Source organism: Spirosoma sordidisoli, assembly GCF_004138325.1.
Classification (GTDB): Bacteria; Bacteroidota; Bacteroidia; order Cytophagales; family Spirosomataceae; genus Spirosoma; species Spirosoma sordidisoli.
Genome location: NZ_SBLB01000001.1, coordinates 284,432 through 298,089 on the forward strand (window position 1 = coordinate 284,432; position 13,658 = coordinate 298,089).

Below are 13,658 nucleotides of genomic sequence, written 5' to 3' on the forward strand. Positions count from 1 at the left end.
CATGATCATGGGTTGCCCGGACCTCCAGGCTTGTTTAGAATTTCATCCTGCTTTTTTTTCAGGTACACTTTGATGCCCCAGTACCCGCTGGCTCCGGCAACGAAGCCAATGGTATAGGCGGGGGCGTTGAAGATGGGCGCCAGCAACGGCCCCCCGAAGGCTCCCGCCAGCCAGCCCACCACGAACTGGCCCGCAATCTTGCCAGGCGAATCCGCATCCGGACCACCGGCGATGCCGACCACAATACAGGCTGCCAGCGACCCACAGAAGGGAGCCAGCAGCACGATAAGAATAGGCGGAAAGCCATTGAGTGCGGTGGCTAACTCCTGCAGAAACTCGTTCACAGCGATTCGTTTTAAGGGGTTGAGTGGGTTAGGACAATCCTAGAATGTAATCCCTAGTTGCTGCAGTCCGGTCGTCGTCGTGCCGTCGAAATTGGTGCCGGTCGTAATGACGTTGATGAGCCCCTGATGACTTAGTGCCGTGCCGGGGTGAACGCCGTCCGTCACTACATTGACAGCACCCCCGTTGCTGTCAGACGCAGCCCAAACTGATAGCCCTAGCGTCCGGTCGAACGCTTTGCGTAGGTCTATTACCTTAATTTTCGGATCATTCAGGCCCGTAACCACCTCAACTAGTTTGTTTCGATAGGCATCAACGGCCGTGTTCTTAGTGGTGTTGGCCACGGGAGTGTCCGTTAGCTTGACAATTATCGCATCGGGGTAAATTCGGCGCAGGATAGCCAGTTCCCGGCGTGTATTAGCCTCGTACGTGTTGACAGGTACGCCTTGTCCCTGGTCGTTGAGGCCAAACAGCGAGACAACGAATGTTGGATTTTCAACCCGGATCAGGCGGTTTTCCAGTGCGTTCACAATGTCGCCCGACTTCATTCCCCCACGCGCTACGATGACCGAGCGGTACACATTGCCGCTAGTGCTTTTCGCTTGGTTATTAATCCACGCCTGTACGCCCCACTGCATGATTTCTTCCTGCTTCATATCACCGTTCAACGTGCCCACCGTGCGAGAATCGCCCAACCACAAGATTTTCCTGTTGGCCTGCGGGTTCAGATCATTCGTCATTAGCGTGAGTTCGGTAAGACCCACAGCGTTAATTGAGTCACCTACCCGATGGCCTGACAGGGAAATAGATTCGAGCGGGTAATTGACGTTACGGCGGTATTCAACCTGTCCGGTTCGTTTGGCGGCCGTAGAAATGGTGCTGTAGTTGACAGCGAACCAATCTGAATTACCCATATTGAGTTGTACCGGCCAGCTACTTTGCCACTCCACGTATGTTTTCCGATACATAGCGATAAACATGCGGGGGTTATAGTTGGGCATAGTACCCATGCTGAGGGCGGAACTGGTTGACGCGGGGCGGGCCGACACGCCAAACGTCCAGCTTAGTTGCTGGCCTTCAGTCTCGACAATTTCATCAATATTGAACGCCCCCGATACGGTTAGGCGGGGGTTGGTGATCGTTGTGGGAAAACCGTTCTGCGCGAAACCGGCAAACGATACAAGGGAGAACAGTAGCAGGATAAGCGTTTTCATTGATCAGCGATTTCAAGAAGTGGGGAAATAAAAAACTTGGTACCCGACCAGTAGGCCCGCGTCTGACCATACGGTGGGTGGCTCTTGATGATGAAGTCGGCCGACTTGCCCGGTACCGTCAGTGCCCTGGCGTCGGCGATCGTATTGACTTCGTAGGTATCGACTTTTTTGGCGTCGATCTGGGCTTTTGTGTACACGTCGCTGGCATTCGCCTTCTGGCTAATTGACAGCATGGTGTTCGTTTTGTCGACGTTGTACTGGCTGACAAACGAGGTGTGTATACCGGCATCGAGCTTATTGGGCAGTACTGCGTTGACGGCCGCAATCGAGTTGCTGAGCGGTACCAGATCCGCCCCGGTCAGGTTCGACACGTTGACAGGAGCCAGCCCCAAAGTCGAGCTGACCGGCTGCGACGCCCGCACGAACTGAATTCGATCAGCCCGCACGACCGTTTGTTCGGCCCGTAGCTCCAACCAGATTTCGCCGGGTTGCCGGGCCGTCTGGGCCGCCGTCCAGTTCAGCGAGTAGGTGGCTCCCGAACGCGTGAGCGTGGGCTGATCCGCTGCCGGCAGCATACGCCCGCCCGCCTGGTAGTAGGATACCGCCGACAGCGACACCGGCGAGCCGGTTATGGTGCCGGTTAGAGATGCCGGCGACGAGGGAAACAGCTGGATCGGCTTCGATGCCAGCGAAACGGGCAGGTTGCCCTGGGCCATCGAAACGACAGCCCAGAGCCATAATGCGGAGGTGAGGAGGTAGCGCATTATTCGAGAATGCCAGCGTTGAATGTTCGTCCGATTACGTTATTCGACCCCTGGTTGACAACTGTAGATGACCCTCCCGTACGTCGTATGTTGTCAAGGAAACACTTATTAGCTGTCGGGAATAAGATAATAGCGGCATTACTAGAGGAGCCCGTACCCTGACTAATTGTAATGTCGCGCAGCGTTCCATCGATAGTGCCTTCTCCTCCAACGATAATACCATACATGGGGCCGTTCCCCGTATTATATAATCCGGTAGACTGAACATTGACCTGGGAGGTATTCAACAGTTCCATACCGGTACCCAGCCGGGAGGGCGTGGCCAGCACATAAAAAAGACAATTGCTGATTGTAGCCTGAATAAAGTTGCGTAGTCGGAAGGGCCGCTTCTTGACCTCCGCGTGATTGTTGACAAACGTTAGCTGGGTGGGTATGTAGACGTTAAAGTCTGCGGTGGATTCGATATCATATCCATAATCCATTCCCACAACATCACATTCGGTCCATTTCATACCCTCCAATCCGGCAATTGTCGGGCTACGTACGAAAACCCCGTACAATCCCCCGGAATACACCTTCACGTTCCGGAATACGCCCGATACGGCAGCCCGGGTACAGGTGACCTCTAATCCATTGAAGGTGGGTACCGTAGACCCCAAACTGGCATCCCCTCGCCCATCGATCGTCACATCGGATACAACCGCATTATCCGGGTCGATTATAATAATGCCTTTGCCCCACTCTATATCACCTCCTGCCCGACTCACTTTGACGTCTCGTAAAACGATACCTGGCTGACGGCCGGGCTGGCATTTGATGCGCAAGGCTACTGCGTCGAGGCCGGTCATATTGATACCCGCGTTGATATTGACGTTCTGGATACTCCCCGACACGCCATTCGCGAAATTGAACAGGTCGTTCTGCGTGATATGTTCGAAAATCACACCATTGCCGTTAAATCGAATGGTTGTGCCTGTAACCGCCGTAACGCTCCCGGCGGTATACACTTTACTGGCCTGAGCCGTTAACTCCCTTCCCGATGCTAAAGCCCTAATTAAAGCAGCAGTATTGGCGGACGCTTTCCCGAAATCATTGTAGGTCACCCCGAACTGTTCGATACTGACAGGACCTGCCTGCATCAGTTTGTATCGTAGCCCGTTCGCTGTGACCAGTACCGTGCCCGTATTGTCTGGTGTACTGGTATCAGCTGGATCCAGGTAGTACGTACCGCCCCCTACGCCCTTCACATCGATCACGTCCGGAGTCATTGGCGTATTGATAGCGTTCATTGCCCGTATGGTGGTTTTAGTCTGCACCCGGGCCGCCAGAACCCCTGACAGACTGGATACCCGGCTGATCGCTGACGTGGCCGTCTGCTGGATAGCATTGACTTGCTGCGCCGTGGCCCGCTGGTTGATCAGATTGACCAATTGATCCCGATCCTGCTGGTAGGCCGTCACCGCCACCCGTTCGTTGAGGGCCCCCGACAAGCCCTGTACGCCTGCCACTGTAACCGTTCCAGTGCCGGTGCCCCCACCTGTCGTGGGTGGTATGGTACCAATGGTCAGGGTCAGATAGCCGGTATAGCGCACGGTGGCGCCGGTCGAGATGACGATGTACGTCCGCTCGGCCATGCTTTTAGTGGCGTTGAAACGGACGTACAGTTTATCGGCAATCTTAGTCACGACCGGCTGCTGACTGGTAGGAATGAGCGACCCACCCGGCCGGTAGTACGCCTGGGCGGTGGGTGTGCCGGTCCAGGCATCATTGATCGTGACGTTCTTCTCGATGATGGTGCCGGCAATGCCTGACCAGCTGAAGTTTTCCTGAGCCAGCGCGGGCAAACTCAGGAGCAGAAACAATATGAGGTAGTGAACTCGGTTACGCATGGCTACACTTGATCGAGGTTGCGGTAAGAAATCCATTTGATAGTCCATTGGTCATTGTCTAAGGGAATCATGGCCGAGCCATAGTTGCCCCGCTTGATGCTCACTTCTCTAACGAGATCACCCGACCAGTTGGGTACGCCCGTCAGGTTGATATCCATCGTGCGCATCTGATTGTCGGGGTTCACCTGCAGCGCGTGGGTGAACTCCTGATCACCTTTTTTCCAGCGCAGGTAGATGTAGCTGGTACCACGAACCGCCCAGCGTATGTAGACGTGTTTGTAGACGTCGGCGTTGATCCACCGCTCCGGCAGACTGACATCGAAGTCCTTGCCGCCGTTTTCGTTGTCGGTCAGCGGGGTAATGGTGATATTGTCCGTGATGTTCTTCTCCAGCTGATCGGCACAGTTGTAGAGAAAAAAGCCGTGCCGGGTCTTCAGGTTCTGATCGAACCGATACTCAAATTTGCCGTCCCAGCGGGGCTGGTTGTAGACCCACTGGCGGGCCAGGTTCTCGTTGGCAAACTCGCCGATGGCCACGTCGAAGTCATACACGCCATCCCGATCGCAGCTGAGCATGGGGGCGCTGGCGATATACGCGGCCGGAAAGGTGTCGTTCTGACCGCTGGGGTGCATAGCCGCTACCACCCGCCCCGAGTGGGGTGTATACATCACTAGCACGCGCCCGGTCGATGGGTTTTTGGCCATAATGAATGGCTCGGTACTGAATTTGGGCACTTCGGCCGCTCCCGGATTTACAATGGGGTAATTCGTCAGGGGGGCATTCGTATACGGCTTGCCCGTACAGATCAGGAAAACCGAATAGCCAATATTGATATAGGCACAGGGGAGCTCCTGCTGCCGGGGCGTTGGGTAGTGATTGGCGTAGTTATCATCCCGGAACATGGTCCAGCGCATATGGCGCCGAATAGCCCGCGGCTGGTCCGGATCGAAGCGGTGCCAGTTTTCCATGTACATTTTAGCCAGTACACCGTCGCCATCCCCTCGCGGATTATTCCGCAACTCCCACTGCACCGGCTGCACCTGCACGTAGGCTTGGTTGTTCTGGATGCCATGTTTAAGGGTCACTCCATACTTGGGAAAGTCGTCGATGTTGCCGCCCTGGACCGGATCGTAGCCAATCGCGAAGCTGCTCTTCCCGTCTTCGACATATTGCCCTTCGCCCGCTCCGTTCGGGTACCCGTACATGGCATCCATGATCTGCCGACCGGCATCGAACCGGCCCGAATTGTAGATCGGAGAGTTGACCTGGTTGGCATTCGTACCGTCCCAGCTGAGCCAGTCAAGCACCGAGCCTACTTTCGTATTTAGCCCGGCCTTCAGCGTACCGTTATCGATGAATGAACGCCAGGGAAAATCCGTGGGCTTGGGCGTCTCGGCAAATGGCACGTAGGAGCTGTTAGGCGCGTACACGCCCCCGTAGCCGATCTTCGACACGTTAGTACCGGTATCGCCCCCGCCCCCAACGGTGCTGGCCAAAAACAGGACGATCGGCGTACCAGTCGTCTCGGGGTTGATCTCCCGGATGAATTCGGAATAGCCCGGCCGGTTGAACTTCAGGACCAGCGTTACCTGGGGCACCCCGACGAACGTCCAGTCGAGCACGAAGCCACTGGCATCGACGACCGTCCCGAAACCGTAGGGCTGGCCCGCGTTCAGCTGGGGGTTCGCCGAGTTGCTGAGCTGCATGCCGATCCCGTCCTTTCGCTGAATCGACATGGTAAGCCCTGTGCCATCGAAGCCGATCGGCTTGACGCGCACCTGAAAGGTGTTCGATGAGTAGGTATACCGGGCGTCGGCGTACGGGGGACCGGTGCCGGTGTTGCCGCCTGTGCCGGTACCGGGCTGGGTCGTGACCGCGGCAATGGTGCGAACGACCGTACCACCCGGTCCTGACAGGACCGAAATGGGTAACGCCTTGGCCACGATGGCCGCGTTGATGGCCACCGTACCCTCGGCCGTGCGGGGGTATACCGTCAGGTCACGACGGACCCGAATGTATTTTTCAACGCCGTCGATGCGGCATTTGGCGAAATAATTACTCAGGCTCATGCTGCGGGCGGGGTTGGATGGTTGGTAATGCGGGCCTCGCGGTAGTCACCCCGCCAGGTGTGTTTCTGGCCCTGAAAATCCGTGAACTGGAAGTAGAGATGCTTCGGCTCGATGCCGTTCATGGTAGCGGGGAGCACCCAGTCCTCGAGGAAAGCGCTGCGGCCGTCCAGGAGGACCGTGTAGGCGGGTGTTTTGACCCCGGCGATATCGCCCCAGACCGTGACGGTCGTCGAGGCATTGACATCCTGACAGGGCCACCAGCCGTACAGCCATAGCCACGTCTCGCCATTCCGAACGGCCAGACCACCCGTCAAAATCGGCTTACGGTAGAAAGCTTCAAACGGGTCCGCGGGTCCCTGGCCACCCTGTTTGAAAATCCAGAATTTTGGCTGTACGAGCCGCCACGGCACGTCGTTGATCCAGTTCAGCTGAGCCGCCCGGTTAAAGGCTTTCTGGTAGATTTCCAGACTGGCCCGGCTGGTGCTGTCGTTGCTCACAGCCGCGCCCAGCGCGGTCACAAACTGCGTCTGCATCCAGCCGCGGATGTAGTCGGCGAAGAGGTAATCGGCTATGCCGATTCCTTCCGTCCAGTCCGGGTTGAGGGGCCGACGGTTGATGTCCTGAACCTGCTCCAGAGTAAAGCCGGCTGACAGCCCCGTCTCGCTTTCCCCGTCCACGCGAAACTGGCACGACTGGCCCAGCATGTTCTCCCAGCCGGTCTGCCGATCGGTCGACATGGGCAGGTGTTTACACCCGGCGCGGAACCAGATATTAGCTGCGTACCGGGCAAACCGGCCATAGATTTTCAGCATGGCCCGGTACGTGTCATCTTCGTACAGCTGGCAGGACTGGCTCGCAATCGTGGTGATGCGCCGGTCGGTACGCCAGACCAGCTCACCGTTGACGACCTTGAAGGACCCATCGCTGTTTTTCTGGAACAGGCTCTGATCGTCGAACGTATGTTGCTGGTAGGAACCCACCCCGACGTAGCCTTTGCCTTGTTTGACGAGGCTGGCCAGCACCGAGTTTTCGCCCAAGGGAGCCGCCTGCGAGGAGCCCCGGTAGGGTTCGTCGATGGTCGAAAAGTGCATGTACCTCGGGATAGTCGGGTCCGGATCGACCGCGACGCCAGCCGCCGTGTCGTCATGAAACCAAGGGCCGACGGTGCACAGGTTGCCGTGGTCGGTAAAACCGGTTTTGACGGTGAACCCATCAGCCGCAGCGGCATTGATAATGCCCTGGCTGAGCCACCCCACCTGCCGGTACCACTGGGCGTAATCGCTTAGCCCGGCATTCGGACGCGGGGTAAACACCTCCTGGTTGACGCTGAAGTACTCGACCCCTCCGCCCCACCAGTCGGCTTGCCGGAACGTCTGCCAGAAAAACTGCGCGTACAACTGGCAGGCCGATTCGTCGGTAATCAGAATTTTCTGGTTCGCCCAGTCCATGAGCTGCTGGTACCGGGGGTCGCTGGGACCAATCATACTGGCCGCCTGAGCCGCTGCGGGGTAGTTGGGCATTTCGAGCGCCCGTTTGAACTCCGTGGGGTAGGGTCCCTCGACATCAGCCTGTTTGGCTGACTCACTGGTATGCGTCCAGCCGCGTCCGATGAGATCATTCGCGCCCGGATTCGAGTACAATCGCCCGGGGTAGATAATGACCTTTTTGGGGTGCGTGACGAATTGTGGGTGCCGTTTATGCAGCACTGTATTGAGGGCCGACTGAATGGGGAAATCGTAGTAGTTGCCCGTTTGGCGCGGGGCTTCACGTACAACCTTAGCCAAAATCGGCGCTGGCGTGCTGACAAACGAATTGCCGCTCGCATCCTGCCCCTGCTGGCTGTACGTGTAACTAAAATCGAAGCCATCAGTCGAGTCGGGCACTACCCCATCGGGGGGGTAGTTGCTCGAATCAGCCTCGACGTTGGTGATAATGTCGAGGCCGGTATTGATCAGACAGTTCTGGGGATCCCACGCACCGGGAATGCCGCGCGTGGGTAAGGCGTCGAGCAACTCAGTAGCCGCCGTAGCGATGTAAGCGTCGCGGGTTTCGCAGGTGGTCTGATCCGGCACGTAGCCGTAGCCGTCGACCTGGCCGGTGGCCGTGTCGATGAGCTGAAGAAGTGCGTTGGTTTCCGTTGCCATGATTACGATGTATAGATGGTGCGTACCTGACCGATTTGCAGATTGCTGGCGATGAGGTTGGCGGTGAAAATGGGTGTGCTTTGTCCCGTAATACGCACCTGGAAAACGCTGTATTCGTTGTCGAGGGTCGCCTGGTACTCGGGCCGCCATGGGTAGGCATCGTAGTACTGGTACGACTCGAAACCAGCGGGGCGGTTAAGCGAGACGGGCGGAGCGGAGTAGTCCGAGGCCAGCCACGCACCGGGGCTAAAGGGCTCTTCGCCCGACCAGCTGTCTTCCAGGCTTAGCGAGGCCGTCTGGGCTGTCCGGAACAGGAATACCAGCTTATCGGCCGCTTGCCGCCAGATGGCCGCCCCAGTGATCTGGGCAGTCGTCGTTGATTTGGGCAGGATGTTGAACACGAACGGATCGTCCGCATAACCGCCCCGGCCGTCGGCAACTACGAACCGGAACAAGTGAGTACCCGCCGTGGGGGGCGCCTGGCCATATACACGTCGGGTTGGGGGATCGAAGTTGATCCAACTGGGCAGCGACAGGCTCCACTCGTCGGTGTCGCTGGCCCGCCACTGGAGCACCCACTGCAGGGGGTCGTTGTCAGGATCCGAAAAATTTGTTTCGGGGATGTTGACACTGAAGGGCAACCCCACCTCCCAGGCCATGAAGCCGATGGCCACCACGCGCACCGGTGGACGGTTCAGGTTGCTGCCGTACGCGCTATCAACTACGTCGATAATCTTACCCTGAAATACCTGAATGGCTTTCTTGATGGTATTACCGTTGTTGATATCGGTTACTGGGTAGATGCCGTCCGAGACATTTTCGCACGAGGTACCCGTGCCGTTGTAGATCGTCTGCCCCTTAGCGAGCTGCCCCACCTGCATGACGAAGCCGCCGTTGGGTGTCAGCGTGGCATTGAGAGTTCGGTCATATATTTGCCCGAGCACGTTATTAGCTTCCGTAGGCGTGCGAAACGGGTTACCCATTCCATCCTTGACATAATTGTAGTGGAGCCGGTAGCTTTGAAGCCCGCTGTTTGGCCGCGTACACACGGCATCGAGCACCTGCACATTCAAGGGCTCGGCGGGGTAGGCTTTTCCGTTGTACTCGACCGTTGCGCCCAGGGAGAAGTTCTTACTGGCCGGTCCTGCGTCGATGTTGACGGTTTTAGCGCCCGCGTTGGGAGTTAATAGCAGGTCATCGCTGGGAGTAGCGGCCCAGTTGGGAGCCGTGCTGCCGGAGAACGCTCGTTCCGTGCCGGTGTTGAGCCGCTCAACGACGCTCCAGCTGGTACCGGGCACGCCCTTGGTCATAGCTGTGCGACCCGACACCTTGAATTGTACTGGGTACGGCTCATTGTTTGGCGGGGGTACCACGGCACAGGTCAGCAGGTTGTTGGGCGTATTGTAGCCGACCTCAGCGGAGCCGCTCGGCCCCATCAGCACCTGGATCTGGTGCTGCTTGCCATCTTTCGCCCACTCCGGAAGCAGAAACTCGACCCCGGGAATGACCGTACCGGTTAAGTTGAAATTAGCCACGACATCCGGCCGTGGCTTGTGGGCGGTTTTCGTTTCGACGAGCACCCCGTCAATTACCAACCTGGCTACAATCGGCGTGTTCGGCTTATTGAGGTCCAGCACCCAGGCCCCTACCCCCCGATCGCAGTCGATGAAATCTACCCGGCCCGAATAGTTGGGCGTAGTCGGTGGAGGTGTCGTGTTGGGGGCTTTCCACTTGTACAGCTCACCCGCCCGGTAGGTTTTGGTTGGCGTGGGATTGGTACCGCCCCCGGCGCTGGCTGAGCCGGTATAGAATTCGTCGTCTGTACCCACCACAACCGCTTTGGCCGTCATGCCAGCAGGTAGCGGTTTCAAGGTGCCTTTCAGACTGCCCTTGAAATAGGGCGTCTTGTCAGTTACTGGATCGACGAAAATCGTATCATCTAACGAAACCTCCTCGAAACTATCCTTGATTTGAACGATCAGACGCCCCACCTGAGCCGCGGTCAGTACCCTGTTTTCAGCTTCAAACTGCGCGGTATCGTCTTCATTGACCAGCAGAACCGTGCCTGGCACTTCGTCTGTCGCCTGGCCAATGGCGATCGAGTCGAAGATCGTGCCTAACGCAGCAAACACATTCTTGAACGGGATCGTGATGGTTTGCCCGTTGTGTTTGGTGATGATCAAATCACCCTCGGGCGTCAACTCGAACTGGGTGGGAACTTCGCCGAGCGATTCGTTTACCTTGTCGCGCCCGGCATTGACCAGGTCGCCAGAATCAATTTCTCGTATAGGCATCGGAGCGGTTGGTTGCTGAACAATTGCGAAATCAGCGAACTCCACCGTCCGGTAGTGGGGCCATTACTGGTAATCAGTACTCAAAAATACGATGGTACGTATTAATTGCAATTTTCTTAATCGAAATCCGAAAAGCGGCAGAATCTATACAAATTGGGATTGGCCGTGGTGTCGCTTTCAAAGCGACCGAAACTCCAGCTGCGGTAGTCCTGACAAGCCGGGCCTCCGGGATCGATGGCCACCCGCTTTTTGCGCAGAACAAGCTCCGCCGTTTCGCTCTGGTCATTGTAGACGATCCTCCGCAGGTACCCGCTGACCTTGTTACCGTCTGCGTTCCGCACCGTCACGTAGCCGAGCCGCAGGGCTTCGTCGCCCTCGTTGCGCATGGCTTTGAACAGAATTCGACGTTGCTTTCGGGTCATGTAGACGGTGGCGATGATACGCTCCGGCCGAAAGAGTTTCTCGAAGCGGTCCAGCTCACCCAGGGCCACGTTACCGGTTTCCCGGATCAGCTGCTTATCGGAATCGCCGGGCAGGGCGGGCACGCTGGGTTTGGCCTGGGTAACCATGGCCCCGTTGTGTTTGTAGGCCGTACAGCGCAGCTCGTCGATGGCCTGTTTATAGGCAAGGCCCGAGTTGATGAATGGCGCATGGCGACGTAGCATCCGGGCGGGCGACAGCTCCAGATTATAGGCGTTCGCCGGGTCAGTCACGCCTTCCACGTCGAGCCGTTCGTTGGTCCGCAGCTTAACGCCCAGGGTGCCCAGCGTCCAGGTGGTCGTTACGGTTCCGGTAGGCGTCAGGTCCGAGTCGAGCGCAACTTCGTAGGTCGGATTCGTGAAAACCGACAGATCGAGCGGCCGGGCCGGTGCGGTACCGATGATCCGGAACGGCTTGCCGTCGTTGGGGGTGCCGGTATCCGTGAAGGTGAGCACGTCGCCCACTTTCAGCGCAACACCGCCCACCAGCCGCGACAGCATCGTACTGCTGAGGGTAATGTATTTAGCCGCGTAGGGTTTCCGCAGCGTAGGGGCATCGATCCAGAATTTTGCCGTGTCCGTGAAGCTCTGACTGGCTACGTGCAGCATGAATCCGTCATCATCGTAGCTGCCGGCATCGCTCGTCGTGGGTACCTCTACCCCGTTTTCGAGTTTCTTGATGCCCAGCCGACGCGCTTCTTCGATCGCCGTACCGGCCGCGATGAGCGGACACTTGATTTCGAGCGTCTGATCACTGCTGATCAGGGGCGTCTGGTAGGTGCGCTCGGTGTTGAACTCCTCGGCTACCCCCGCTCCGGCGTCGGGGTATTTCTCGTAGCCAACGACAATCTGATTATGCAGCAGCGCTGTTTCCGGCTCCTCCCGATAGGCGAAAACAGTTTCCAGCTCCAGTATTTCCGTATCCCGGTAGAACCACTCGCCAGCTTCGACGCGCACCGTCGGGCTGTCCGTATCCATATCCTCGTAGAGAATCCCGGCCGCGTGATGTGCCCACAGGGTACCCATCAGGGTTTTGAGCGAAAAGGAAGGCGCTTTTTTCAGCCCACGCAGTAAGGCGCCCGTCGTCAGGGCGTACTCGCTGGCCGGGCCGGGCTGCCCGTTCTGGGTGCTGGCTCCTTCGATCAGCGACCCAACGACCCGGCCGGTTTTGCTGGCTCCTGCGGTCAGGTTGCCCGCGACGACCCCAACGACATGCTTCAGCACGTCGGGCATCATGTAGGTACCGGCCCGGCTGGCGGTGGCCCGGGTGCGTCGATCAATCGCTATCCGCAGGTTCGCCATGGTCACTGTGAAGTCGATCCGCTTGACGGGATTCGCCATGAAACAGGGTATTTCGCAGAAAACGAACAGCTGCGCCCCCTGAGGCAGATCGAGTGAACCCCGGTAGGATGCCGTCAAACTGTGCTCGACGCTGTTAACAAACCCGTTGCCGTTTTTGGGCGCGGCCAGACTGATTCGCTGATCGGCTTTGCCGGGTACCCGAACGAGCAGCACAGGTAGAAATGTCAGCCGTGCGAATTTGGCTTTGGGGGCCAACAGCCCGCCCGATTTGGTCAGGCTCACATTCACCCGAAACAGCCAGTCGATTTCGATCAGGTACGTACCCGCCGTTTCGCAAGTCAATAAAGCCAAAGGGGGCGAAATGGCGTTGGAAAAAATACCGCCTGCATATGGGGTAACGCCCGCCAACTCGTCCAGCGATACAACCCCATCGGTTCGGGGTGGGGTGATGCTGATTTTTGCCGGGTCGGGTAGCATGTCAGGTAGAACGTAAAACACCCCACCCAAACCTGCGTTTTCGAATGTTTCCGTTTCGACGTATTTGCCTTGCTTACTGAACTCGGCTTTTTCCCTCAGGGTCATACCAGCCAGATTAACATCTGAGCCGGTTGGGGGTACTATGGCCTTGTTGTCGAGGGTGAGGGTAGCGTCAACCGAGACGGGTGTTTCCCAGCGATTCTTGACTAATTCAGCAATGCCTCCAACAATAATAGACGCCGACACTTTGCCTGCTTCAATTACTATAGTCGCAAAATCAATTTTTCCCTGAAAATCAATTTCTTCCTGGCCAGCGGCCGGGCCGAACTTATGCACAACCTGAAATTTCACCTCGGCATCAGTTCCGTAGGTGTAGTACTGCTGACTTAAGATGGCGTGCGCGTGCTCACAGTAGAACTCCAGCTTCAGATCGCCCTCGGAGTATGAAGCCACAAAGCCATGAAACTGCTCGTCAACAGAGCCAACCAAAAGGCACCCTGACCAAAGCACAGGCTCGCGGATCTGCGGGTTGATTACAAATGGCTCATCGATACCTACGGCCTGAATAGCCGTTTTCAGGCGAAAGATAGTACGCTCCATTGGACGGCGGTAAATGGGTTGGGGCCGCACCGTCCGGTAGTGGGCGTAAGATGAGGGCTAAATTACGTTCTATTTCCTATTTTT

Annotated in this window: 8 protein-coding genes; all 8 read right to left on the reverse strand. The window is 57.3% G+C overall.

All coding sequences use genetic code 11. The features are described from left to right. Positions 1-5: 5 nt before the first annotated feature. Entirely contained in the window at positions 6-344 is a 339-nt protein-coding gene (locus tag EQG79_RS01455) for a hypothetical protein (protein ID WP_129599310.1), read from the reverse strand. Positions 345-383: 39 nt separating this feature from the next. Then, complete coding sequence (locus tag EQG79_RS01460) at positions 384-1,556, reverse strand: SGNH/GDSL hydrolase family protein (RefSeq protein WP_129599313.1); 1,173 nt, start codon at positions 1,554-1,556, stop codon at positions 384-386. After that, complete coding sequence (locus EQG79_RS01465; protein ID WP_129599316.1) at positions 1,553-2,320, reverse strand: hypothetical protein; 768 nt, start codon at positions 2,318-2,320, stop codon at positions 1,553-1,555. The genes EQG79_RS01460 and EQG79_RS01465 overlap by 4 nt, the downstream gene beginning before the upstream one ends. Continuing rightward, positions 2,320-4,209, reverse strand: coding sequence for a hypothetical protein (locus tag EQG79_RS01470; RefSeq protein WP_129599319.1), 1,890 nt, complete (start codon positions 4,207-4,209; stop codon positions 2,320-2,322). Before EQG79_RS01470 ends, EQG79_RS01465 begins: the two co-directional genes overlap by 1 nt. A gap of 2 nt (positions 4,210-4,211) precedes the next feature. After that, complete coding sequence (locus EQG79_RS01475; RefSeq protein ID WP_129599323.1) at positions 4,212-6,278, reverse strand: hypothetical protein; 2,067 nt, start codon at positions 6,276-6,278, stop codon at positions 4,212-4,214. Next, the gene (locus tag EQG79_RS01480) at positions 6,275-8,422 is read right to left on the reverse strand and encodes a hypothetical protein (RefSeq protein ID WP_129599326.1); all 2,148 of its coding nucleotides are present in this window, start codon (positions 8,420-8,422) and stop codon (positions 6,275-6,277) included. The genes EQG79_RS01475 and EQG79_RS01480 overlap by 4 nt, the downstream gene beginning before the upstream one ends. A gap of 2 nt (positions 8,423-8,424) precedes the next feature. After that, entirely contained in the window at positions 8,425-10,716 is a 2,292-nt protein-coding gene (locus EQG79_RS01485; protein ID WP_129599329.1) for a putative Ig domain-containing protein, read from the reverse strand. Positions 10,717-10,832: 116 nt separating this feature from the next. Then, positions 10,833-13,574, reverse strand: coding sequence for a hypothetical protein (locus tag EQG79_RS01490; protein WP_129599332.1), 2,742 nt, complete (start codon positions 13,572-13,574; stop codon positions 10,833-10,835). Positions 13,575-13,658 lie beyond the last annotated feature (84 nt).

Coding starts and splice junctions, on each gene's coding strand:
- EQG79_RS01460 (WP_129599313.1), bottom strand. CDS start 1,556: ATGAAAACGCTTATCCTGCTACTGTTCTCCCTTGTATCGTTTGCCGGT.
- EQG79_RS01465 (WP_129599316.1), bottom strand. CDS start 2,320: ATGCGCTACCTCCTCACCTCCGCATTATGGCTCTGGGCTGTCGTTTCG.
- EQG79_RS01470 (WP_129599319.1), bottom strand. CDS start 4,209: ATGCGTAACCGAGTTCACTACCTCATATTGTTTCTGCTCCTGAGTTTG.
- EQG79_RS01475 (WP_129599323.1), bottom strand. CDS start 6,278: ATGAGCCTGAGTAATTATTTCGCCAAATGCCGCATCGACGGCGTTGAA.
- EQG79_RS01480 (WP_129599326.1), bottom strand. CDS start 8,422: ATGGCAACGGAAACCAACGCACTTCTTCAGCTCATCGACACGGCCACC.
- EQG79_RS01485 (WP_129599329.1), bottom strand. CDS start 10,716: ATGCCTATACGAGAAATTGATTCTGGCGACCTGGTCAATGCCGGGCGC.
- EQG79_RS01490 (WP_129599332.1), bottom strand. CDS start 13,574: ATGGAGCGTACTATCTTTCGCCTGAAAACGGCTATTCAGGCCGTAGGT.